The sequence below is a fragment of the Kitasatospora sp. NA04385 genome (genome assembly GCF_013364235.1).
In the GTDB taxonomy this organism is placed as follows: Bacteria; Actinomycetota; Actinomycetes; order Streptomycetales; family Streptomycetaceae; genus Kitasatospora.
This window is the reverse complement of sequence record NZ_CP054919.1, coordinates 4,225,825-4,248,170: the sequence shown is the minus strand read 5'-3', so window position 1 is coordinate 4,248,170 and position 22,346 is coordinate 4,225,825. Positions and strand designations below refer to the sequence as shown.

Sequence of the window (22,346 nt, the reverse complement as noted above, 5' to 3'; positions counted from 1 at the left end):
ATGAGCACCGCACCCCTGCCCTACCGGCTGGTCGCCACCGACCTCGACGGGACGCTGCTCACCAGCGCCGAGATCGTCTCCGCCCGCACCCGCGAGGCCCTGGGCGCGGTCACCGCGCTCGGGGCGAAGCACATCATCGTCACCGGCCGCTCGGCCGGCTGGACCAGGCCGGTGCTCGACGAGATCGGGTACACCGGGATAGCGGTCTGCGGGCAGGGCGCCCAGGTCTACGACGCGGGGGCGCACAAGCTGCTCACCTCCGTCACCCTGGACCGGCAGCTGGCCGCGATCGCCCTCGCCAAGATCGAGGCCGAGGTCGGCACGCTGGCCGTCGCCGCCAACCAGGACGGCCTGGACGGCGAGGTGCTCGCCGGGCCCGGCTACAAGCTGCGGATCGGCACCGAGCTGCCGCTGCGGGCGGTCTCCCCCGACCAGCTGCTCGCCACCCCCGTCAGCAAGCTGTACATCCAGCACCCGGAGCTGACGGACGACCAACTCGCCCACGCCGCCTGGTCGGTGGCCGGTCAGCTGGTCGGCATCACGATGGCCGGCGAGGGCATCGTCGAGCTGCTGCCGCTCGGCCTGACCAAGGCCACCGGCCTGTCGCTGGCCGCCCGCCGGCTGGGCGTCACCGCCGCCGAGACCATCGCCTTCGGCGACATGCCCAACGACGTCCCGATGTTCCACTGGGCCGGGTACGGCGTCGCGATGGGCAACGCGCACGAGCAGCTGCGGGCGGTGGCCGACGAGGTGACGGTCGGCAACGACGAGGACGGCGTCGCCGTCGTGCTGGACCGGGTGTTCGGCCTGCGCTGAACCGCCCGCCGCCCGCCACCCGCCACCCGCCGCCCGCCGCCCGACGGCTTGTGGCCGGTGGCCGGTGGCCGTCGGGCGGTTGCGTGCGGGGCCCGCGGGCGGGTTGCCCGCGGGGTCGGCGGTCAGCCGAAGCTGAGGTCGGAGCAGGCGTCCTGGTCCGCGGAGCGGGCTTCCCCGGCGACCTCGGAGGAGACCGGGCCCGGGTCGGTGGTGGCGGACGCCCCGCCGCCCGCGTAGTCCTTGCCGAGGATCAGCGTGACGCCCGCGCCGCCGCCGGCCTCGACCTTCGCGCCGGGGAACAGCGCCGCGACGGACTCCGCGTGCGCCTTCTGCCCGGCCGAACCGTACTGGACCACCGTGGTGGCGTAGTTCCGGGCGGCCGCGTTGCCCGTCGTGGTGACGGTGAAGTTGGCCTCCTTCAGCGCCGTGGCGGCCTTGGTGCCGAGCCCGGCCGTCATGGTGCCGTTGTACACGGCGACCTTCACCCCGGTGCCGTCGGCCGGGGCGGCGGCCGACTCGGTGGGCGCGGCGGACGCGCTCTGCTCCGGGCTCGGGGAGGCGCTGCCGGCGCCGGCGTCCTGGTTGTCGAGGGTGCGGTCGGCCTTCAGCGCGGCCCACAGCTGGTCGGACTCGGGGTGGTTGAGGCCGATCCGGGCGCCCTCGTAGTGCCAGGGGGTGGTGATGAACTTGATGTCGTGCAGGTCGATGCCCTTGAGCGTCATCGCCAGGTCGGTCAGCTTCTGGATGCTGTCCAGGTCCTCGTCCACGGTCAGCGACTTGGTGGCGGCGTCGGCCAGCGGGTACAGCGTGGTCGGGCTCATGCCCTCCGACTTGACCTGCTTGATCAGCGAGGCCAGGAACGCCTGCTGACGCTTCATCCGGCCGACGTCCGAGCCGTCGCCGATGCCGTGCCGCAGCCGGACGTAGTCCAGCGCGGACTGGCCCTCGACCTTCTGGACGCCCTTGGAGTAGACCAGCTTGCCCTTGTGGCCGAGGTTGGGGTTGAGGTCGCCCTCGTAGATGTCGTTGGGCAGGCAGACCTGGACGCCGTCGACCGCCTTGGTCATCGCGGCGAAGCCCTCGAAGTTGACCACCATGGTGTGGTCGACCCGCAGCCCGGTGAGCTGCTCCACGGTGTTCTGGGTGCAGGCCGGGTTGCCGTCCTTGAAGTCGCCCACCGAGTAGGCGCTGTTGAACATGACGTTGGATTGCGGGTTGGCCCAGGTCTTGTTCGGCAGGATGCACTTGGGGATGTCGACCAGCGCGTCGCGGGGGAACGAGACGCCCACGGCGTGCTTGTGGTCGGCGTAGACGTGCAGCAGGATCGTGGTGTCGGAGCGGGCGCCGCCCTCCTCGCCGCCGCCGAGGTCCTTGTTGGCGCCGTCGCGCGAGTCGGACCCGATCAGCAGGATGTTCATCGGCTTGTTGCCGTTGGCGTCGGCCTGCGCCTCCGGCGGGCGGCTCTCGCTGACGCCCGCGCTGTCCCAGGAGGAGATGTTGGCGTTCAGCCGCCAGTAGAGGAAGCCTCCGGTGCCGACCACGGCGAGGCTGGTGCCGACCACGCTCCAGACCACGATGCGCTTGGTGCGGCGGGGCTTGCGACGGCCCTGCGCCGAGCGTCCCTGCGCCGACCGCCCCTGCGCGGCCCGGCGGGCCTCGGCCCGGCCGCCCCCCGACGGGGCCTCGGCGTCCGCGGCCCGGAGCGCCGACCGCCCGGCCCTGTGCGGCCCGGCGGGCCTCGGCGCGGCTCCCGGCGGGAGCGGCGGCGTCGTGGCTGCCGGAGCGGCGGCGCGGGACGGTCGGCCCGGGTATGTCGTCGCGCTGGGGAGCGTCCTGCCGGTAGGCGTCGTCCTGCGGGGGGAGGTTCTCCCACCAGCCGGCGTCCTCACCCGACGACCCCGCCCTACGGCCTGTCATGCCTGCACCCTTCACCGGAGGCCGCCGTCGGGCGCCTCTGCCGCAGCTCCCCGCCGTTCGCGTCGTGGCCGACGGACGGAAGGAGCCGGAGAGCGGAGCATACAAAGGGATCATTTCCGAGTCACTGCCCGGGGCACGCTCCGTGCAGTGGAACGCCCGTATGCGGATCGCCGGTTCCCGGGCCGGGATGTGAGGCGCGCAACGCCCGGGCCGTCAACCGCCCGTGGGACACCGTACGGACCCGGGAATCCGCACCGGCCGGTTGTAGGATGACCGGGCAAGAGGTTGTAGGATGACCGGGCAGGTCGGTTGGCGCGTGTGGAGAGGAGCCCGGCGTGGAGGGGTTGCAGGCGGCGGGGCGGCGGTCGTTGGTGGATGCCGCGATCGAGCAGCTGCGGGAGCAACTCGCGTCCGGGGTCTGGGCGGTGGGGGCGCGGATTCCGACCGAGCACGAGCTCGCGGAGCGGCTGCAGGTGGGGCGCAACACGGTGCGGGAGGCGATCCGGGTGCTGGTGCACGCGGGGATGCTGGTCTCGCGGCAGGGGGAGGGCACGTTCGTCCGGTCGACCAGTGATCCGGCGGCGGTGCTGCGCGGGGTGCAGCGTTCGGGGGTGCGGGACGTGCTGGAGGTGCGGGCCGCGCTGGAGACCGAGGCGGCCCGGCTGGCCGCCGAGCGGCACACCCCGGCGGACCTGGCCCGGATGCGGGCGGCGCTGGCGCGCGAGGCCGAGGTGATGGCCGCGCACCCCGAGCGGACCGGCCGGGAGGCCACCGTCGAGCACGACCTGGAGTTCCACACCGCCGTGGTGGAGGCCGCGCACAACCCGGCGCTGACCGAGGTATACCGGTACTTCGGGGCCTCGGTGCGGGAGTCGATGCGCACCGCGTTCGGCGACCACGAGATGCCGGAGGTGGTGATAGCCACCCACGCGGCCCTGGTCGACGCGATCGAGAGCCGCGACCCGGAGCGCGCCGAGGCGGCCTGCCGGGCGCTGCTGGCCGAGCCGACGGCGGCCGTGGAGCAGCTGCTCGCCGCGATCGCCGCGCGGAAGTGACGCGGGCCCCGCGCCCGCCGTCCCCGCAGTAGAGACCACCAGCACGGAGAGTCAGCCCAGCCATGTCCACCACCCGCGCCGTCCAGCCCGCCCTCGACCCGAAGGTCGGTACCCGAACCGCCGCCCGCTTCGCCCACCCCGCCCTGCTGCTGGCCGGGATCGTGCTGGTGGCCCTGAACATGCGGGCCTGCCTGGCGGCGGTCTCGCCGATGGTCGCGGAGATCCAGCGGACCTTCGGCCTGTCCGCCACCGCGAGCGGCCTGATCACCACCGTGCCGGTGCTGTTCCAGGGCGCGGGCGCGCCGCTGACCCCGCGGCTGACCCGGCGCTTCGGCACCGAGCGGGTGGTGCTGGGCGCGGTGCTGGCGCTGGGCGCGGGCGTGCTGCTGCGGGTGCTGCCCTCGGTGGCGGCGCTGTACGCGGGCTGCGTGGTGATCGGCGTGGCGATCGCGGTGCTGAACGTGTCGATGCCGGGCCTGGTGAAGCGGGAGTTCCCGCACCGGGCCGCCATGATGACCGGCGTCTACTCGACCACCATGCTGGTCGGCGCGACCCTGGCGGCCGGGCTGTCGGTGCCGCTGGAGCACGCGCTGGGCGGCGGCTGGCGGGCCTCGCTGGGCGCCTGGTCGGTGCTGGCGCTGGTCGCCGCGGTGGCCTGGCTGCCGCAGGTGCTGCGGGCCCGGCAGGAGCGCACGGTGCCGCTGCGGGTGCCCGGTCCGGTGGCCCGGGCCGCGCTGGCGAAGGAGCCCGGCCGCAGCCCGTGGAAGTCCGCGCTGGCCTGGCAGATCAGCGTGTTCATGGGCATCTCCTCGCTGCTGGTGTACACCCTGGTGGCGTGGATGCCGACGATCCTGGCCGACCACGGGATGCCGCGCGGCGAGGCGGGCCTGGTGTTCGCGTTCAGCAACCTGGTGCAGGTGGCCGGCGCCTTCCTGGTGCCGCTGCTGGCAGGCCGGATGACCCGGCAGCGCGGCCTGGCGCTGGTGATGGCCGGGCTGAACGGCGCGGGCGTGCTGTGGCTGCTGCTGGCGCCGGTGTCCGGGGCGTGGTTCTCGGCGACGCTGCTGGGCCTGGCGCAGGGCGGTTCGCTGGGCCTGGGCCTGGCGTTCATCGTGCTGCGCACCGACAGCGTGCCGGGCGCGGCCCGGCTGGGCGGGATGAGCCAGGCGGTGGGCTACCTGGTGGCGGCGGCCGGCCCGGTCGGCGCGGGCGCGCTGCACCAGGTGACCGGCGGCTGGGACGCGACGCTGCTGGTGCTGCTGGTGCTGGCCGCGGTCGCGGCGGTGGCCGGCTGGGGCGCGGGGCGCAACCGGACGGTGTGAGCGCGCGGGAACGACGGGAGGGCGGGGACGGTCACCACGACCGTCCCCGCCCTCGCGCGCGTCCGGGTGCTACTCCTCGCTGCCCAGCGTGAGCCCGGCGAGCTTGACCGAGGCGTACGCGGTGGCACCGGCCCCGACGATCACCAGCAGCCACAGCGCGGTGCCCAGGCCGACCGGGGCGATGACGGTGCCGTCGGCGGCGACCGCCTCGGTCAGCGACAGGCCCCACTGCTGGACGGAGAGGGTCTGGGCGCCCTCGACGTAGCTGCCGATCAGGCTCTCCCAGATCAGCGCGTAGGCGAGGCCCGCGATCACCGCGTGCCGGGTGAGCACGCCCAGCAGCAGGAACACCGCGCTGTACGCGGCGCCGGAGGCGAGCGCGCCCACGGTGTAGCCGAGCGCCACCCGGTCGCCCGTGCCGTACAGCAGCAGTCCGGCGACGTACACCGGGACGGCGGAGAGCAGCCAGGTGCTGCCGACGGCGACGGCCAGCTTGGTGGTGACGATCTTCCAGCGGGGCAGCGGCTTGGCGAGCAGGTAGACGATCGAGCCGTCCTCGATCTCGGTGGCGATCACGCCGGTGCCGACGACCAGGCCGGTGATCGGGACGAGGGTGCCGAGGGCGAGGGTGCCGAGGACCTTGTGCACGAGGTCGAGCGAGTCCAGGTTGCTGTTGCGGGTGAGCACGGCGATGCCCAGCAGCAGGACCGGGACGGCCAGCAGGAGCAGGACCCGGCGACGGCCGAACAGGCCGCGCGCGGTGAGCCTGGCGACGGTGGTGTTCATCGGGGGCCCTTCAGGACGAGACCAGGTACGAGAAGACGCTTTCCAGCGACTCGTCGGCCGGGGAGACGGTGTACAGGCGGATGCCGGCCGCCCTGGCGACCTTGGGCAGCAGGGTGGTGAAGCCCTGGAAGTCGACCGCCTGGATGCGCAGGGCCCCCGCGGCGGAGCCGCCGACCGACTCCGCCGCGGCGTCGAACTCGATGCCGGAGGTGGAGCCGTCCGCGATCAGCGCCGCGGCCAGCCGCCGGTCGTCGCTGGAGCGCACCAGGTAGCGGTGCGGGCGGTCGGTCATCAGGCGGCGGATCTCCCGGAAGTCGCCGGACGCGGCGTGCCGGCCGGCCACCACCACCTCGATGTGGCGGGCGAGCTGCTCGACCTCCTCCAGGATGTGCGAGGAGAACAGCACGGTGCGCCCGTCGGCGCCGAAGCGGCGCAGCAGTTCCATCAGGTGCAGGCGCTGGCGCGGGTCCATGCCGTTGAACGGCTCGTCCAGCAGCAGCACCGCGGGGTCGTGGACCAGCGCGGAAGCCATCTTGACCCGCTGCTTCATGCCCTTGGAGTAGGTGCCGGTGTGCCGGTCCTGGGCGTACTCCATCTCGACCAGGGCGAGGGCGCGCTCGGCGGCGGCGCCCGGGTCGGCCAGGCCGTGCAGTTCGGCGTTGGCGAGGACGAACTCCCAGCCGGTCAGGTAGTCGTACATCGACTCCTTCTCCGGGACCAGGCCGATCTGCCGGTACACCTCCTGGTTGCGCCAGATCCGGGCGCCGTCCAGGGCGACGGTGCCGGAGGAGGGCGCGAGGAAGCCGCTCATCATGTGGATGAGGGTGGACTTCCCGGCGCCGTTGGGGCCGAGCAGGCCGGTGACGCCCGGGCCGATGGACATGGTGACGTCGTTGACGGCGACCACGTTGCCGAACCAGCGGGAGACCTTGTCGATGGTGATGACGGCCATGGCTGCCTCTCAGACGTTCCGGTAGCGGCGCAGCGTCAGCGCGTAGCCGCCGGCCGTGAGGACGAGGAGTACGGCCAGGAACACCGCGGCACCGGCCGCGCCGGGGGCGTACAGGAGGGTGGAGCTGCCGTCGCCCAGCGAGAAGAGCCGGTTGACCAGGGCCTCCACCAGGGTCGACGGGGAGATCAGGAACGACCAGGAGGATTCGTCGCCCCGCGTCGGGTCGTAGCCCCGGCTGAGCTCGTCGGTGATCATGGCCAGCGCCCGGGTGATCATCAGGAGGCCCATGATCGCGGCCACGCCGAAGCCCCGGCGCGGGGTGAGCGCGGCGATCAGCAGGCCGAGCGCGCTGTACAGCAGCGCGTACAGGAGGGCGGCGACCAGGCCGTACAGCAGGTGCACCAGGTTGTCGCCGACCGGGAACTTCGCCAGCATCGCGCCGGTGAACAGCAGCAGCAGCGGCAGCGACAGCACGATCATCAGTGCGCTGGACATCGCGGCGAACTTGGCCGCCACGTAGTCGCCGCGGGTGGCCGGGCGGGAGAAGTACAGCGGGACGACGTGGTGCCGCAGGTCCCGGGACATCAGCACGGGCGCCTGCGCGGCCAGGAAGATCTGCGGCAGCACCGAGAACGAGGCCAGGTAGTCGGCGTAGTCCATCGGCATCTTGGACTGGTGGGTGAACAGCGCGATCGCCAGCATCGCCAGCGAGGGCGCGGCCATCCCGCCCAGCAGCAGGAACGGCAGCACCTTGGACTTGCCGGAGCGGCCGAGGCCGAACGCGGCCCGCAGGCTCTGCACGTACAGCGAGCGGGTGGCGTACCGGCGGCCCAACCGCGGCCCGGTGTACGGGCGGTAGCCGATGTCGTGGATGACGCCGCCGTGGGCGTCGGAGCGGGTGGTCATGCCTGCTCGCCTCCTGCGGCCACGGCCCGGTGCGCGTCCCGGCCGTACTCGTCCCCGTGGTCCGCGTCCTCGTCGGAGCGGGTGCTGAAGATCTCGGCGACCCGGTGGCGGCGCTGCTCCAGCCGGACCAGGCCGAGACCGAGGTCGTCCACCGCGTCCCGGACGGTGTCGTACGTCTCGTCGCCGGCGATCTCCACCAGCAGGACCCGGCCGGCGTCGGCCCGCACGCTCAGCCCGGCCGCGGTCAGCCGCGCGGTCAGCTCGGCGTCGGCGTCGAAGGACCGGTCCACCGGGTGGTCGGTGACCTCGACGGCGAGCAGCCGGGTGGTGCCGGTGAACGAGGCGGTGGAGGAGGAGCGCAGCAGCTTGCCGCCGTCGATCACCACCAGGTGGTCGCAGGTCCGCTCCAGCTCGCCCAGCAGGTGCGTGGTGACCAGCACCGAGATGCCGAAGTCGGCGTGGACGCGGCGGATCAGCGCGAGCATCTCGTCCCGGCCGACCGGGTCGAGGCCGTTGGTCGGCTCGTCCAGCAGCACCAGCTGCGGGTCGTGGACCAGCGCCTGGGCCAGCTTCACCCGCTGCTTCATGCCGGTCGAGTAGCCGCCCATCGGGCGGTAGCGCTCCTCGTACAGGCCGACGTGGCGCAGGGTGTCGGCGGTGCGCTCGCGGGCCGCGGAGGCCGGCAGGCCGGACATCCGGGCCATGTGCACCACGAACTCGGTGGCGGAGACGTCCGGCGGCAGGCAGTCGTGCTCCGGCATGTAGCCGACGCGTTCGCGGATCGCCGGACCCTGGGTGGCGATGTCCAGGCCGAGCACCTGGCCGGTGCCCTCGGTGGCCGGGGACAGCCCGAGGAGGATCTTGATGAGGGTGGACTTGCCGGCACCGTTCGCCCCGACCAGGCCGACCACGCCGGACTCCACCTCCACGGTGAGCCGGTCCAGCGCGGTGACCCGGGAGAACCTCTTGGTGAGGCCGTCCGTCTTGATGACTGTGGACACGGGCATCAACGTAGCCGGGCACCCCCGCCCCGCGGAATGAGCTGCGGAGTCCGCTTCTCCTCCCCCCACGGGATGACCCGCCCGGCCCGCCCCCTAGGGGGGACGGCTCCGGACGGGCCGACCCGCCGTCGACCCGACGTCAACCCGACGTCAACCCGCCCGCCCCGCAAGGGCGGTGGGCGATCAGGCCAGCATGCTGCTCTGCAGGGCGACCACCTGCCGGAACGCCTGCGCGGGGACGCCCTTCGGGTTGGTCAGCTGGATCAGCGCCACCACGTCGCCGCTCTGCATCCAGCACAGCCGGCCGGTGGGCAGCCCCCCGGCCTGCGCGTCGGACAGCCGGATGTTCACCTGGCCGGCGGCGATCGGGTACACCCCGTCGATGTCCAGGTGGGTGGAGTCGATGTCCTTGGTCTCGGCCATCGTGTTCGCGCCCGCGAAGTAGTCGGTGGCCTCGTCGGCGGACCCGAAGTGCAGCAGCCGCAGCTCGGTGCGCGTCCCGTCGGCGGCCGTCCAGCCCTGGGCGGCCGCGCCCCGGCAGGCGTCCGTGCTCAACCGCAGGACGAACGCGTCGTCCTTGGCCAGCATCGCGTCCCGGTCGCACGGGATCCAGCGGCCCGCCACCGGCGGCAGGCCCGGCTGCGGGGACGCCGGTGCCGCTGCCGCCCCGGAGCCGGACGCGGAGCCCTGCGCGGAGCCGGACGGGGTCGCGGACGGGTCGGCGGACGGGGAGACCGGCGCCGACGCGGACGGGGACGGGGCGGTGCCGACCGCGCCCTCCGGCAGCGGCAGCAGCAGCCCCCGCAGGTCCGCCGCGTGCGTCTTGATCTTGTACTCGGCGGGGGCCGAGGCGCCCTGCGGCAGCGGCGGCAGCGTCAGCTCCGGGAACGCGTACCGGCCGTCGTTCGGCGTGGCCAGGCCCGGGACGTCGGTGCGCTCCGGCAGGGAGACCAGGGCCGCGGTCGCCGCGCCGGTCACCACGGTCAGCAGCAGCGCCGCGCCGACCTGCCACCTGCGCCGGCGGTCGGCCCGCTCCGGCCCCGCCCGGTCCGGCGGCGGCACCGGGGCACCGGCGTACGGCCCGCCCGTCTCCAGCCTGACCTCCGGACCGCTCTGGGGGGTGGTGTCGCTGCTCATGCGGAGGCTCCCGGTCGGGCCAGTCGGTCCAGTTGCTGGCGGAACAGGTCCACGACCCGGTTCTGGTCGAGGGGCACCACGCCGGAGACCCGCATCTGCACCAGCAGATCGCCCTCGGCGGAGTAGCAGGTCAGGTAGTCGAGCCGGTCGCCCGGGTCCAGCGTCGGCAGCACGCAGCGCGCGTCCGGGTGGTTCGGCACCCCGGGCCCGCGCCGGAACAGGTCGCTGTCGTCGACCAGCGAACCGAACAGCGCGTTCTGCTCCGACACCGTCTGCTGGTTGAACCGGGTCAGCTTCAGCACCGCCGTCAACCGGTTGTCGTTCTGCGCCAGGCTGCGCACCCCGATCCCGGTGAAGTGCAGGCTGCCGAGCGCGTCCTTCAACTGGCCCCGGTACTTCTCCGGCATCTCGGACAGCAGCTCCTCCTGCGCCCGCTCCAGGTCGGCGGCGCCGAGCTCGTCGTCGTTGCCGAGCCCCTTGTAGTCCGGCCCCAGCCGGTACCCGTCGGGCACCGGCAGCAGCAGGTCGCGCAGGCTGCCGAAGTGGTTGCCGTTGGACTTGGCGCCCCACGGCGCGGGCGCGCTCGCCGACGGTGCGGGGGCCGCAGCCGCCGCGGCCGGGGCCGGCGGCCCGTCCGGGTAGTGCACCCGGATCACCACCTCGCCGATGCCGACGCCGGCCAGCGCCGCGGCGAGCACCGCCGCGACCGCCTTCGCCGCCCGCGCCCCGCGCGGCGGCCTGACCGGGACGGCCGTCCCGGCGGATTCGGTACCGGTCACGCGAGCTTCTCCCACTGGCGCTTGGCGATGTCCTCGAACTGCGCCCGGTCCACCGGGTTCTTGGCGAAGACCTGGACCGTCATCAGCACGGTGCCCTTCCGGGCGAGCGCCTCGCCGTAGTAGTAGGTCTCGGTGCTGCGGGCGTAGTGGTAAGGGTCCTTGGCGGTCATCAGGTAGCTGTCCGTGTTGCCCGGGATCTTCGAGACGACCATGTCCGCGGTGGAGCGCGGCACCGCACCGGTGATCGTCTTCACCACCGACTCCTGGGAGTACTGGATCAGCGAGATCCGGAAGCTGTCGTCGCCCGAGCGCCAGCGCACCGCGGCGGCCCGGCGGAAGCCGTCCTCCAGCAGCCCGGTGAACTCGCGCTCGCTGTCGTCGAAGGTCTCCGCGCGGTCGGCCGCGGACAGCCAGCCGTCGCCGTCGCCGACGGTGAGCTCGGTGCTGCCGGCCGGGCGCTCGATCAGCAGCTTGCGCAGGTCGCCGTCGATGGCGAGCGGCGACGGCCCGGCGGCGGCCAGCGCCTGCGGGTCCACCCGCGCCGCGGAGTAGGACAGCCGGGGCGCGGTGATCTTCGGCAGCGGCGTCGGCGGCCGGGAGGACTGGATCGCGTAGCCGACCGCGGCCCCGATCACCGGCCCGGCCAGCACGGCCGCCAGGAACATCGCGCCCGCGCCGAGCCTCCGCCGCGGGCGGGCGACGCCGCCGGCCTCGATCAGGTCGGGGGCGCCCGGCGGCGGGGCCGGTGCGAACGCGGGGGCGGCAACCGTCGGTGCGGTGGTGGGGGCTGGTGCGGTGGTGGGGGCAGGTGGCGGGGCGGCGGGTGCGGTCGCGGCCGTCCCGGCCGCCCCGGTCTCCGTGGCGCCCGCAGATTCGGTGCTCAACTCTGGCTCCTGGAAAGGGTTTCGGGGACGTCCGTCAGCCGTTGACGAGGCGGTCGCGGGCCCGCTTCATCGCGTCGGCGAGCAGCGCCCGGTCGGGGTCGCCCTGCACGTCGACGGTGACCTCGTAGACCACGTCGCCGACCACGCCGATGCCGATCAGCTCGCCGGTGTACGCCTGCTGCTTGGGCTTGAAGACGTAGCCCCTGGCGTTCGGGACGCCGTCGACGTCGAACGAGTCCTGCTGGTAGCTGGTGTGGTCGGCGAAGCCCTGGGCCCGGTCGGTGCGGCTGAAGCGCTTGAGCTCGACCCGCACCTCGGTCCTGCCGTCACGGGTGCGGTAGGTGCGGGTGGCCGCGTCCTTGAAGTCCCAGGAGTCCAGGACGCCCTTGACGTCGGTGTCCTTGTCGTAGTGGGACTGGATGTCCGCCATGCTCATCATCGCGCCGTCCGGGGAGCCGTACGGGTCCGCGTCGTCGGGCACGGGGAGCAGGAAGTACCGCAGGTCGCCGCTGTGCCTGCCGCCCGAGACGCTGCCCTTCAGGGTGCTGGACGGGCGCGGGGCCACGGTCGGCGTCGGGGCCGGGGTCGGGCTCGCCGTGGGCGTGGGCGTGGGGCTCGGGCTCGGGGAGGCCGACGGGGACGGCGGGACGCCCGGGCTCGACGGGGCCGCCGCGGCGGCCGGCCCGGAGCGGTCGGGCCTGCCCACCGCGACGGTGACGGCCGCGCTGGCCGCCGTCACCGCGAGCAGACCGGCCACCGACAGCACCACGCCGACCGCCCGGGGCAGCCGGCGCGGGGCGTCCGGCAGCGGCCCGGGCGGGGGCGCGAACCCGAATTCGGGGCCGGGGGCGGGGACGGCAGTGGGAGCGGGATCGGGGACGACCTCGGCCGCCGGTCCGGTGTCGGGCACCGGAGTCGAAGCCGGAGCCGGAGCCGGAGCCGGGCCAGGGGACGGTTCGGGCACGGACAAGGGTCTCCCCCCAGGGTTCACATGGCTGTCCGCGCAGCGGCACGGGCCGTCCCCCCGGTCGGCCCGGCGCGGTCGTCATCGCGCGGTGCACGAATTATGTGAGACCCGTGCGCCCGTCAACAACACCGTTCCGACGCCCAATTGCCGTATTCGACGGCCAATCGGACAGCCCGTGACTGAACCGCAACCAGCGCCCGGTCAGCTCCCCTTCGGGCCCTCCCCGGCGGGCGGCTCGGTCGGCGCGGCGGGCGCGGCGGGCGCGGCGGGCCGGGCGTCCTCGGCCGGTCGGGCGTCCTCGACGGGCCCGGCCTGGGCGGGGACGGGCGCGGTCGGGACGGGCCCGGTGTGGACGGGTCCGGCCTGCGGGTAGCCGTAGGACTCGGCGAACCGGATGCCCGCGGCCTCGGCCAGCGCGACGTCCAGCCGCTCGTTGCGGATCCGGCGGTCGATGTACAGCACGCCGTTGGCCAGCGGGACCAGCGGGCCGGTCGCCAGCATCCCGAACAGGACGACCAGCGAGCCGAGCGCCAGCACCATCACCATCACACCCCGGGTGAACTGCTCGTCCGAGGTGCCCTCCAGGCCGATCGCACTGGCCGGCAGTGCCAGCGTCAGGACCAGCCGGATCGGGAAGCTCAGGATGCTGGTCGCGAACCCGCCGACGAGCGAGACCATCGACGTGAGGCCGAAGCTGCGCCACCAGTTGTTCCGGTTGAGCTGCCAGGCCCGGCGGATCGCCGCCTTCGCGCCGCTCTCCTCCAGCACCGCCGCGGGGATCTGCGGGGCCAGCCGGATCACCACGTAGCAGGCGCCGAACGTCAGCACCGGGAACAGCAGGACCAGCAGCCCGGGGTTCCCGACCAGGCCCATGAGCAGCAGCACCAGCAGGTACACCAGCAGCAGCGGCCCGTACAGCAGCGCCAGGACGGCGGTGCTCGTCCCCAGCCGGGGGCGGACCTCCTTCCAGGCCTGACCGGCCGTCAGCGGCTTCCCGAGGACAGCGGCCCGCAGCACCACCGTGGCCAGCGGCCCGGCGAGCACGTACTGCGCGACGGCCACCAGCAGGAACACCACGAGGAACGGCAGCAGCGGCCGGAGCACCGCCCACAGCTGCTCGTCGGTCGGGTCGGTGCCAGCGGTCGGGAAGTCCGAGAGCGCGTCGGCGAGGCTGCCCCCGGCCAGGAAGGAGGCGAGCAGCAGCGGCACCGCGCCGATGACGGCGACCAGCGTGAGCGGCAGGTAGAGCGGGCGGGTGTGGCGGCGCACGGTGTCGAAGACCGCGCTGAACATCTCGCCGAACCCGAGCGGGCGCAGCGGCAGCACACCCGGCTTCGGCGCGACCGGCACGGCGCCCCACGGGCCCTGCCCCCAGCCGCCGGTGCCCCAGCCGGGCTGCCCGTACCCCGGCCAGTGACCCGGAGCACCCGGCCCCTGCTGCTGCCCGTACCCCGGCCAGTGGCCCGGAGCGCCACCCTGCCCCGAAGCGCCCGGCCCCTGCGGCTGCCCGTACCCCGGCCAGTGGCCCGGAGCGCCACCCTGCCCCGAAGCGCCCGGCCCCGGAGCGCCCGGCTCCTGCGGCTGCCCGCCGTGCTGCTGCTGACCCGGACTGCCGCCGTCCCCGCTCATCCGTACCCCTCCATGAGGCCTTCGGGCCCGACGTCCGGGCTCCCGCTCCGAAAGCCTAGGGCCCGGATCGGCGCCCCGTGGAGGCGCCCCTGGACCGGCCCGGGCCGGTCCCCCGGGCCGTTCTCCCGGGCCGTTCTCCCGGGCCGGTCGGTGGCCTCCGCACGGGCCGCGCGACCTGACGGATCGTCGACGGCGCGGCCCGGTGCCGGTGATCGTGGCGGGCACCGGGAGAGCCCGGCCCGACCGCCCGCGCCCCGCCCGGTCGGCGCCGAGCCGGGCGCGGTGGTCATTTCGCCGGAGAAAAATCCAGCACGCATGGATGTTTTTCCAGTGCCCCGGCGTTCACCCGACGCCCGACCCTTTTTCGATCGCACCCGGATTCACCGGTCCGACCAGCCGAAAACCCCCCGCGCGAACACGGATGCGATGCACGCGAATGTGTTCGCCGATACAGGATCGCCACCGCGCACGCCGGTGGCCGCCCGGGTGGCCGGGCTCCGGCGGCCGGATGTCCCGGACGGCGAGCGGGCCGCGAACCGGCAGCTCAGGGCGGTGCCGGGCCGCTCCGCGCGGCGGTCGGCGGGTCTCGCGGCCGGGGACGGAGCAGGGCGGCGCACCGGCAGGGGGGCGTATGCACCGGCGCTGCGGCTCGCTCGGATAACGGCGCACACGCCTGGTGCACGCATTCCACCGAAATAGCGTCCTGCGCGCCGTTGCCCGCGAACTCGTAGGGAATCAATACTTCTGGTTGTCGCACCAGCGCCGGGGAATTCCCCCGCACCGCCGGCCCGCGTCACGGCACCGTCCGCACTCCCGCGCCGAGGAGGTTCCGTTGGACAACCGCTACGAGGCGTACGCCTACGCAGACCCGCTCTTCTACGACTCGCCCCGCCGCTGGGGCGCCACCGAGGAGTTCCCCGCCGTCACCCGCCCGCTGCCGGCCGGCTGGGAGCGCGGCGACCTGGAGATCTGGGCCGTCGTCCGGCCCACCGGGGTGCGGCTGCCGGACCAGGGCTGGAAGGTCCACGTGTCCTCGTGCGCCGAGGACGCCGAAGAGGTGCTGGAGACGGTCTTCGCGTACTGCCTGCGGGAGCGGCTCGCCTTCAAGTTCCTGCGCGGACTGCCGATCCTCCAGGTCCAGAACTCCAAGTACGCGGCGCGCGGCGCCAGCGGCAAGTTCTGCACGATCTACCCGGTCGACGACGACGCGCTGGAGCGATGTCTCGACGGCCTCGGCGCCCTGCTGGCCGGCCGGCGCGGCCCGTACATCCTGAGCGACCTGCGCTGGGGCGAGGGACCGCTCTACCTGCGGTACGGCGGCTTCGCCGAGCAGTACTGCCACAACGAGGCGGGCGAGCGGGTGCTCGCCCTCACCCGCCCCGACGGCCGGCAGGTGCCCGACGTGCGCGGGCCCGGGTTCGCCGTCCCCGACTGGGCGCCGGTGCCGCCCTCCGTGGCCGCCGCCGTCGCGGCCCGCGCCGCCCGGAGCGACGACGCACTGCCCTACACCGTCGAGCGCGTGCTGCACTTCTCCAACGCCGGCGGCGTCTACCTGGGCCGCGCCACCGAGGGGGACGGCCCGCAGGTGGTGCTCAAGGAGGCCCGCCCGCTGGCCGGCCTCGACCAGCGCGGGGTCGACGCCGTCACCCGGCTGCGCAACGAGCACCGGATCCTGGCCCGGCTCGCCGGTCTGCCCGGAGTGCCCGAGCAGTACGGGCTGCTGACGGTCTGGGAGCACGAGTTCCTGGTCCAGGAGTACGTCGAGGGCCGTTCGCTCAGCGAATGGCTGACCGCCGAGTACCCGCTCGTCCACCCGGACGCCGGACCGGACGCCGTCGCCGCCTACACCCGCGACGCCCTCGGGATCGTCGACCGGCTGGAGCGGACCCTGGCGGGCATCCACGCCCGCGGCGTGGTCTTCGGCGACCTCCACCCCCGCAACCTGATCCTGCGCCCGGACGGCGAACTCTGCTTCATCGACTTCGAACTGGCCAGCACCGCAGAGGAGTTCGTCCGCCCGGCGCTCGGCGCCGCCGGCTTCACCGCGCCGAAGGGCTATACCGGGGCGGAGATCGACCGCTACGCGCTGGCCGCGGTCCGGCTCTGGCTGTTCTACCCGCTGGCGCAGCTCCCCGCGCTCGACCCCGGCAAGGCCGAGGAGCTCGCCGACGCCATCGAGGCCCGCTTCCCCGTCCCGGCCGGGTTCACCGACCCGATCCGCCGCTACCTCCGGGCCGCCCCGCACGACGGCCGCGCCGAACGGCCCGCGCTGGGCCTGGGGCGCGCCGAGGCGCGCGCCCTGCTGGCCGCGGCGGAGCCCGACTGGCCCCGGATCAGGGACGCCCTCGCCGCCGGGATCGCCGCCACGGCCACCCCCGACCGCGCCGACCGGCTGTTCCCCGGCGACGTCGCCCAGTTCACCCACGGCGGGCTCGGGCTCGCGCACGGTGCCGCGGGCGTCCTGTACGCCCTGCACGCCACCGGCGCCGCCGTCGACCCCGGCCACGTCCGCTGGCTCGCCGACGCCGCCCGCACCCGCGGCACCACGCCCGGCCTGTACCACGGCGGCCACGGCGTCGCGTACGTCCTCGACCTGCTCGGCGAACGCGAGACCGCCCTCGGCCTGCTCGAACGCGCGGCCCGCCTCCGCCGCGACCGGCGGCCGGGCCGACGGCCGGACCGGCGGGGAGCCGGGCACCGGGCTGGCGACGGGCGCACCCGGCATCGCCCTGGCGCTGCTGCACTTCGCGGCCGTCACCGGCGTCGAACGGCACCTGGAGGACGCCCTCGCCCTCGCCCGCTCCGCGGCCGCCACCCTGGAGAAGGCCGGACATGAGGACCCCCGGCGGCGCGCCGGACTGCTCGCCGGGGCCTCCGGAACCGCCCTCGCCCTGGTCCGGCTAGCCGAGCACACCGGGGACCGCACCCTGCTGGACCAGGCCGAGGCGCTCCTCGAACTCGACCTCGACCGCTGCGCCACCGTCGCCGACGGCACCGTCCAGGTCGTCGACGGGCGCCGGGTCCTGCCGTACGTCGAGACCGGCAGCGCCGGCATCGGGCTCGCCGTCGACGCCCTGCTCGCCCACCGGCCCGACAGCCCCGCCGGGCGGCACGAGGCGGCGATCCGCCGCGCCGCGGAACCCGAGTTCATCATCCAGCCGGGCCTGTTCAACGGCCGGGCCGGGCTGATCGGCTACCTCGCGCTCACCCGGCACCGGGCCGCGGACCCCGACGACCGGACGCTGCTCGACCGCCAGCGCGCCCTGCTGACCCTGCACCAGATCACCTACCAGGGCCACCCCGTCTTCCCCGGCGACCAGTTGCTGCGGCTGTCCGCGGACCTGGCCACCGGCTCCGCCGGCGTCCTGCTCGCCCTCGGCACGGCCCTGGCCGGAACCCCGTTCCTGCCCTGGACCGGTGCCGGGCAGCAGAACTGACGCCGCGTCCGATCCGGACGCGCGCCACCACCGGGCGGGCGGCACCACCGCCGCGCCGCCACCGGGCGCCCGGCGCCCCACCGAACTCCCGGCCGTCCGGCCGGGTGGGTCACTGTAGTGAGAAGGAGAAACGTCATGGCGATCCTCGACCTCCAGACCATGGAGCTGCCCGAGACCGAGGCGGCCCCGATCGACGACACCCTCGCCAGCACCAGCTCGCTGAGCGTCCTCAACTGTGGGACCAGCACGGTCAGCACGCTCCTCTGCCTGTGATCTGACCCCGCGCCGTTCGCGGTGCGGCAAGGCACAGACGCCGGCCGGGCCCCGCACGGGGTCCGGCCGGTCTCCGGGCCGCAGCTCTGCGCTGCGGCCCGGTCCACGTCCGTCCCCGTGCCGCGTCGTCCGCCGTCCACCGTCTGCCGTCTGCCCTGCACCGTCCGCCGTCCGCCGTCCGCCGTCCGCCGGGCAGCGCGCCCGGTGCCGCCCACGACCCGAGTCCCGTTCGAACAGAGAGGCTGGCCGTGGCCGTCGACCGCTCCCCCCGGACCACCCCGCGCGGCACCGACCCGGCCCGGCTCCGGCTGCGCCGCGAACTCACCGCCCACCCGGTCCGGTTGGCCTGCGCCCTGCTGCTCGCCCTCGCCGCCACCGGCGCCGGCCTCGCCCTCCCGCTCCTGGTGCGAGAGGTCATCGCCGACTTCTCCGCCCACCGCCCGCTCGGCCCCGACGTGCTGCTGATGTGCGCGGCGGCCGTCGCCGGTGCGCTCGCCCAGGCCGCCTCGGGCTTCCTGCTCGCCCGGATCGGGGAGCGGATGGCCTACCGGCTGCGGATCCGCCTGATGGAGCACACCCTGCGGCTGCCGCTGGCCGTGGTCCGCGCCCAGGGCGTCGGCGAGCTCGCGGCCCGGATCACCTCCGACGCGATGCTGCTGCGCCAGGTCGTCGAGGTCGCCACCCAACTGCCGCTGGCCGCCCTCACCGTCCTGGCGACGCTCCTCGTGATGGTGTGGATCGACTGGGTCCTCACCCTGGTCACGGTCGCCGCGCTCGGCGTGCTCACCGTCCTGGTGCTGCTGATCCTGCGCCGGATGAAGGGCAACGTGGCCGGCCAGCAGGACGCCGTCGGCCGGGTCGCCCAGCGCTACACCGCCACCCTGGACGCCCTGACCACCGTCAAGGCGTACCGCGCCGAGCCGGTGGCCGCGCGGGCCCTCGCCGCCGACGCCGAACAGCTGCGGGTGGTGTCGCTGGAGGGCGCGCGGCTGAGCGCGCTCGTCCCGGCGGTGCTGGCCCTCGGCAACCAGTTCGCGATGATCGCCGTGATCCTCACCGGCGGGGCCCGGCTGGCCGCCGGGGACCTCCAGGTCGGCGCGTTCGCGGCGTTCCTGCTCTACCTGCTGCAGACCGTCCCGTCGGTCAGCACGCTCGCCACCGGCTTCGGCCGCCTCCAGGCCGGACTGGCCGCCCGCGACCGCTGCAACGAACTGCTCGACCTGTCCCCCGAGGCCGACCCGCAGGACACCGCGCGCCCCGCGCCCGACCCCGTCCCGGACGCGCCCGCCGTGGTCTTCCGCGGCGTCGGCTACACCCACGCCGGCGCCGCCGAGGCCGCCCTGCGCGGCGTCTCCTTCACCACCGCCCGCACCGGCCTGACCGCCGTGGTGGGTGCCTCGGGCGCCGGCAAGAGCACCACGCTCGCCCTGATCGACCGCTTCATCCGGCCGTCCGGCGGCTCGATCACCGTCCTCGGGCACGACACCGACCACTGGCCGCTGGACGCCCTCCGGGCCCGGATCGCCTACGTCGACCAGGCGTTCACCCTGCTGGAGGCCACCGTCCGGGAGAACCTCCAGCTCGGCCGCCGCGACCCCGCCACCGACCACGACCTCGCCGCGGCGCTGGAGGCCGTCGGACTCCGCGAGGACGTCGCCCGCCTGCCGCAGGGCCTCGACACCCCGATCGGACGCGAGGCCGACCTGTCCGGCGGCCAACGGCAGCGGATGGCCCTGGCCCGCGCCCTGCTCTCCGACGCCGAGATCATCCTCCTCGACGAACCCACCAGCCAGCTCGACGGCCTGAACGAACAGCGCTTCCGCAGCATCGTCGCCCGCCTCGCCGCCACCCGGGCCGTCATCGTGGTCGCCCACCGGCTCTCCACCGTGCAGGACGCCCAGCACGTGGTGGTGATGAACCGGGGCACCGTCCTCGACGCCGGCGACCACCGCACCCTCCTCACCCGCTGCGCCCCCTACCGCGCCCTGGTCACCAGCCAGACCCCCGCCCCGACCCCCACCCCCACGGAACGCCTCGTCCAGGACGCCACCCCGTCGAGGTGACCCCCGCCCCACCGGGGCGAACGGGCCTCGCCCCCCCCGTCACGCCCGGCCTGCGCGGACGCAGCGAGAGCGGTGGCTCCGGGGTGCGCTTCTCCGCCGGGGGATTCGGCGAATAGCACTGGGATGTCGACGTCCAGTTCGACCTCTCCAGCATCATCTCGCGTGCCGACGCGCAGTGACGCGGCACGAAGGTAGGCGAAGGCGCTCAGATCGGCTCGACTGCGATGCGCGGGTGGCAGAGCCTGCGCAGGTCGTCCGGGTCGCTCGTGACGACGGTAACGTCGCCGCGTTCGAGGTGGGCCGTGGCCGCGAGCATCGCGTCGATGGCGTACTTGTGGCCGTGCAGCCCTTCAGCCGAAAGACGCTTGCTCGCGGCGCGGGCGATCTCCTCCGTGACGGGACGCACCTTGGTCAGCGAGACGGCGTGGTCGAACGCGGCCTGCGGCACTTTCGGGTCGCGGGCCTCGACCAGGGTCGCCGCGCTGGTGACGACCAGCAGGTCGAGGGTGCGGGCAACGTCCAGCCAGACCGTCATGTCACGGTGGCGTCGGGAGAGCTTGGAGAGCGCCTCGCTGTCAAGCACGAGCGTTCCGCTCACGCCGCGTCCGCCGGAGCCGAGTTGCCGCGGTGGGCGGCGTGGTGGGCGCGGACGCGTTCGGCCCTGGCCGTCACCTCGGCCGGATCGACCGGGCCGTGCTCCGCCTCGGCGGTGGCGATGTACTCGTCGATGGCTTCGCGCTGGAGCTGGCGCTGCACGGCCTCCTCGATGTACGAGGAGACCCCCTGCTTCCCGGCGCGCGCGCGAATCGCCTCGAGCGTCTCGGTGCGCAAGGAGACACTGGTGACCCGGGTCTTGCCGGCGCGAGGGGCATCCATGGAAAAAGTGTAGTACCTCACTTGTGAATGCCATACGGCGACGCTCCGGATTCCGGAGGTCCGGGTGACCCCGACGGCAGCGCGCCGCCCGGGACTACCGTCGCCGACCCCCGGCGACGAGTTCACCGAGCCGCTCGCCGATCACGGAGACGCCGGGCCGGGGTTCCCGCGCGTAGTACCAGGGCTTGCGCCGACGCAGCAGTTCCTCGCCCTGCTCGGCCCAGCTGAACCCGGGCTGCCGCAGCAGCTTCCGGAAGACCGTGTCGGCGGTCTCCGGGTGGGCGGCGGCCAGTCGGCGGATCGGCAGCGGCTCGATCGAGTCCTCGCGGAGGTAGCTGCGCAGCAGGTCCTGGTGCTTCCGGCGGCCCGTCAGGCCCGGGTCCGCGAACAGGTCACGCAGCATCCCGTAGTCCGCGTAGAAGTTCAGCCCGTCGACCTCGTCGTAGACGACACCGACGGTCTCCGCGTCCGCAAGGTCGGGTGGGAGTTCGAAGACCGGGAAGTCCGGGCCGGGAAGCCGCTCTCCTCGTACGTGGCCGGGGTGCGCGGCCGCAATGAATTCCTGCCGGTGCCGGTAGTAGGCGTTGAGCAGGTCCTCGGCCTCGACCGGGGAGAGGACGAGTTCGTCGGCCCCGGAGAACTCGACGAAGGCGGCCCGGTCCTCCCGCATCTGCTGCCAGCCCTGTTCGATCTTCTCGGGGTTGCGGAAGACCAGTCGGGGCTCGCTGACGGCCAGTTGGAGCGCGGCTTGAGCGATCTCGTTGGCACTGGACTTCGGGTAGTACTCCATGGCCCCGGAGACCAGCCAGGCCCCCTCAGCCGGGAGGAGGGGCACCAGGCAGGTGAGGAGGAACCCTCCTTTGGAGACACCGCGAAAGGCGGCTCGCCCGACGTTCGAGTAGGCGCGGTACTCCAGGTCGTCGACCAGGTTCAGCAGGACAACCGCACCGTCGTCCTTCCGCCGGATCTCGAAGATCCCTTCCACCGGGTCGCGCCAGCCGAGCAGCAGTTCCCGCTCGTCCTCGGTCAAGCCCCGACGGCAGGCGACGAACCGGTCCACCACGGTCGAACCGTCCGGCAGGCGGTACCGCAGAAGGAAGTGGTCGATGATCCGGATCGCCTCGGTCTCGTCCAACTCCCGCTCTGGGCCCGCCGCTTCCAGCAACAGCGGCGTCAGCCACCGGTCGAAGCGCGCGCTCTGCCCGAAGGCGACCAGCTCCCCCTTCAACTCGGCGCTTCGCTCGATCAGGCCAGCACGCAGAAGTGCATCCGTGTCCACGGCACCACGTTAGCGATCGTCCGGGCACCGTTCCACGGCCTTGCCACCAGCCCACCCGCACCGCCGTCTACAACTCCAGCGGCAAGCCGATGCTTTTCACCAACGACGCCACCGGCCTGCGCACCCGCACCGAGACCAACGCGCTCAGCCATACCAGTCGTGTCCGATGCAACCCAGCAGGAATCCCGATCGAAATCGTCGGTCCCACGGACGCCGTCACCCGGTACGGTCACGACGCCTTCGGCCAGGGCTTGGAGGTCACCGACC

Annotated in this window: 20 protein-coding genes; 7 read left to right on the top strand and 13 right to left on the bottom strand. The window is 74.1% G+C overall.

The features are described 5' to 3' along the window. Entirely contained in the window at positions 1-816 is an 816-nt protein-coding gene (locus HUT16_RS19020) for an HAD family hydrolase (RefSeq protein ID WP_176189336.1), read from the top strand. Positions 817-938: 122 nt separating this feature from the next. Here the strand turns inward: HUT16_RS19020 and HUT16_RS19015 are convergent, their stop codons facing one another. Further along, on the bottom strand, positions 939-2,390 hold the full coding sequence (locus HUT16_RS19015) for an LCP family protein (RefSeq protein ID WP_254897874.1): 1,452 nt from the start codon (positions 2,388-2,390) through the stop codon (positions 939-941). Positions 2,391-3,068: 678 nt separating this feature from the next. On the opposite strand from HUT16_RS19015, the gene HUT16_RS19010 reads away from it, so the two are divergent. Both HUT16_RS19010 and HUT16_RS19005 read left to right on the top strand, forming a co-directional pair. Next, the gene (locus HUT16_RS19010) at positions 3,069-3,788 is read left to right on the top strand and encodes a FadR/GntR family transcriptional regulator (RefSeq protein WP_176189334.1); all 720 of its coding nucleotides are present in this window, start codon (positions 3,069-3,071) and stop codon (positions 3,786-3,788) included. Between the two features lie 62 nt (positions 3,789-3,850). After that, positions 3,851-5,110, top strand: coding sequence for an MFS transporter (locus tag HUT16_RS19005; RefSeq protein WP_176189333.1), 1,260 nt, complete (start codon positions 3,851-3,853; stop codon positions 5,108-5,110). 69 nt (positions 5,111-5,179) lie between these two features. Here the strand turns inward: HUT16_RS19005 and HUT16_RS19000 are convergent, their stop codons facing one another. The 9 genes from HUT16_RS19000 to HUT16_RS18960 all read right to left on the bottom strand — a co-directional run bounded on the left by HUT16_RS19000 (position 5,180) and on the right by HUT16_RS18960 (position 13,872). Continuing rightward, positions 5,180-5,896 carry an ABC transporter permease gene (locus HUT16_RS19000; RefSeq protein WP_176189332.1) on the bottom strand — a complete coding sequence of 239 codons (717 nt, stop codon included), beginning with the start codon at positions 5,894-5,896 and terminating at the stop codon, positions 5,180-5,182. Between the two features lie 10 nt (positions 5,897-5,906). Next, complete coding sequence (locus HUT16_RS18995) at positions 5,907-6,848, bottom strand: ABC transporter ATP-binding protein (RefSeq protein WP_176189331.1); 942 nt, start codon at positions 6,846-6,848, stop codon at positions 5,907-5,909. Between the two features lie 9 nt (positions 6,849-6,857). After that, positions 6,858-7,754 (bottom strand): ABC transporter permease, encoded by an 897-nt coding sequence (locus HUT16_RS18990; RefSeq protein WP_176189330.1) that lies wholly within the window; start codon positions 7,752-7,754, stop codon positions 6,858-6,860. After that, positions 7,751-8,755, bottom strand: a complete 1,005-nt coding sequence (locus tag HUT16_RS18985; RefSeq protein ID WP_254897873.1) for an ABC transporter ATP-binding protein — start codon at positions 8,753-8,755, stop codon at positions 7,751-7,753. The genes HUT16_RS18990 and HUT16_RS18985 overlap by 4 nt, the downstream gene beginning before the upstream one ends. A gap of 183 nt (positions 8,756-8,938) precedes the next feature. After that, the gene (locus HUT16_RS18980) at positions 8,939-9,892 is read right to left on the bottom strand and encodes a hypothetical protein (RefSeq protein WP_176189329.1); all 954 of its coding nucleotides are present in this window, start codon (positions 9,890-9,892) and stop codon (positions 8,939-8,941) included. After that, a complete protein-coding gene (locus HUT16_RS18975) occupies positions 9,889-10,671 on the bottom strand; it encodes a hypothetical protein (RefSeq protein WP_176189328.1) in 783 nt (260 codons plus the stop codon). The genes HUT16_RS18980 and HUT16_RS18975 overlap by 4 nt, the downstream gene beginning before the upstream one ends. Then, positions 10,668-11,555: a hypothetical protein gene (locus HUT16_RS18970; protein WP_176189327.1), complete on the bottom strand. Its 888-nt coding sequence runs from the start codon at positions 11,553-11,555 to the stop codon at positions 10,668-10,670. Before HUT16_RS18970 ends, HUT16_RS18975 begins: the two co-directional genes overlap by 4 nt. A gap of 34 nt (positions 11,556-11,589) precedes the next feature. Next, positions 11,590-12,465: a hypothetical protein gene (locus HUT16_RS18965; RefSeq protein WP_176189326.1), complete on the bottom strand. Its 876-nt coding sequence runs from the start codon at positions 12,463-12,465 to the stop codon at positions 11,590-11,592. Positions 12,466-12,723: 258 nt separating this feature from the next. After that, entirely contained in the window at positions 12,724-13,872 is a 1,149-nt protein-coding gene (locus HUT16_RS18960) for a glycerophosphoryl diester phosphodiesterase membrane domain-containing protein (protein ID WP_176189325.1), read from the bottom strand. Positions 13,873-14,983: 1,111 nt separating this feature from the next. Between HUT16_RS18960 and lanKC the strand changes: the two genes are divergently transcribed. The 4 genes from lanKC to HUT16_RS18945 all read left to right on the top strand — a co-directional run bounded on the left by lanKC (position 14,984) and on the right by HUT16_RS18945 (position 19,924). Continuing rightward, positions 14,984-16,987 (top strand): class III lanthionine synthetase LanKC, encoded by a 2,004-nt coding sequence (gene lanKC, locus HUT16_RS18955; RefSeq protein ID WP_254897872.1) that lies wholly within the window; start codon positions 14,984-14,986, stop codon positions 16,985-16,987. Continuing rightward, positions 16,875-17,588 carry a lanthionine synthetase C family protein gene (locus HUT16_RS38270; RefSeq protein ID WP_254898324.1) on the top strand — a complete coding sequence of 238 codons (714 nt, stop codon included), beginning with the start codon at positions 16,875-16,877 and terminating at the stop codon, positions 17,586-17,588. Before lanKC ends, HUT16_RS38270 begins: the two co-directional genes overlap by 113 nt. A gap of 135 nt (positions 17,589-17,723) precedes the next feature. Beyond that, the gene (locus HUT16_RS18950) at positions 17,724-17,861 is read left to right on the top strand and encodes a SapB/AmfS family lanthipeptide (RefSeq protein WP_176189324.1); all 138 of its coding nucleotides are present in this window, start codon (positions 17,724-17,726) and stop codon (positions 17,859-17,861) included. A 248-nt stretch (positions 17,862-18,109) separates the two neighbouring features. Next, the gene (locus tag HUT16_RS18945) at positions 18,110-19,924 is read left to right on the top strand and encodes an ABC transporter ATP-binding protein (protein ID WP_254897871.1); all 1,815 of its coding nucleotides are present in this window, start codon (positions 18,110-18,112) and stop codon (positions 19,922-19,924) included. 205 nt (positions 19,925-20,129) lie between these two features. On the opposite strand, the gene HUT16_RS18940 is transcribed toward HUT16_RS18945, so the two are convergent. The 3 genes from HUT16_RS18940 to HUT16_RS18930 form a co-directional block, all read right to left on the bottom strand. After that, entirely contained in the window at positions 20,130-20,522 is a 393-nt protein-coding gene (locus HUT16_RS18940; protein WP_176189323.1) for a type II toxin-antitoxin system VapC family toxin, read from the bottom strand. Further along, positions 20,519-20,800: a hypothetical protein gene (locus HUT16_RS18935; RefSeq protein ID WP_176189322.1), complete on the bottom strand. Its 282-nt coding sequence runs from the start codon at positions 20,798-20,800 to the stop codon at positions 20,519-20,521. The genes HUT16_RS18940 and HUT16_RS18935 overlap by 4 nt, the downstream gene beginning before the upstream one ends. Positions 20,801-20,894: 94 nt before the next feature. After that, the gene (locus HUT16_RS18930; RefSeq protein WP_254897870.1) at positions 20,895-22,079 is read right to left on the bottom strand and encodes a hypothetical protein; all 1,185 of its coding nucleotides are present in this window, start codon (positions 22,077-22,079) and stop codon (positions 20,895-20,897) included. Positions 22,080-22,346 lie beyond the last annotated feature (267 nt).

What these genes read in the sequence shown, in the direction of transcription:
- HUT16_RS19005 (WP_176189333.1), top strand. Translation starts at nt 3,851, where the DNA reads ATGTCCACCACCCGCGCCGTCCAGCCCGCCCTCGACCCGAAGGTCGGT.
- HUT16_RS19000 (WP_176189332.1), bottom strand. Translation starts at nt 5,896, where the DNA reads ATGAACACCACCGTCGCCAGGCTCACCGCGCGCGGCCTGTTCGGCCGT.
- HUT16_RS18990 (WP_176189330.1), bottom strand. Translation starts at nt 7,754, where the DNA reads ATGACCACCCGCTCCGACGCCCACGGCGGCGTCATCCACGACATCGGC.
- HUT16_RS18995 (WP_176189331.1), bottom strand. Translation starts at nt 6,848, where the DNA reads ATGGCCGTCATCACCATCGACAAGGTCTCCCGCTGGTTCGGCAACGTG.
- HUT16_RS18950 (WP_176189324.1), top strand. Translation starts at nt 17,724, where the DNA reads ATGGCGATCCTCGACCTCCAGACCATGGAGCTGCCCGAGACCGAGGCG.
- HUT16_RS19020 (WP_176189336.1), top strand. Translation starts at nt 1, where the DNA reads ATGAGCACCGCACCCCTGCCCTACCGGCTGGTCGCCACCGACCTCGAC.
- HUT16_RS18980 (WP_176189329.1), bottom strand. Translation starts at nt 9,892, where the DNA reads ATGAGCAGCGACACCACCCCCCAGAGCGGTCCGGAGGTCAGGCTGGAG.
- HUT16_RS18935 (WP_176189322.1), bottom strand. Translation starts at nt 20,800, where the DNA reads ATGGATGCCCCTCGCGCCGGCAAGACCCGGGTCACCAGTGTCTCCTTG.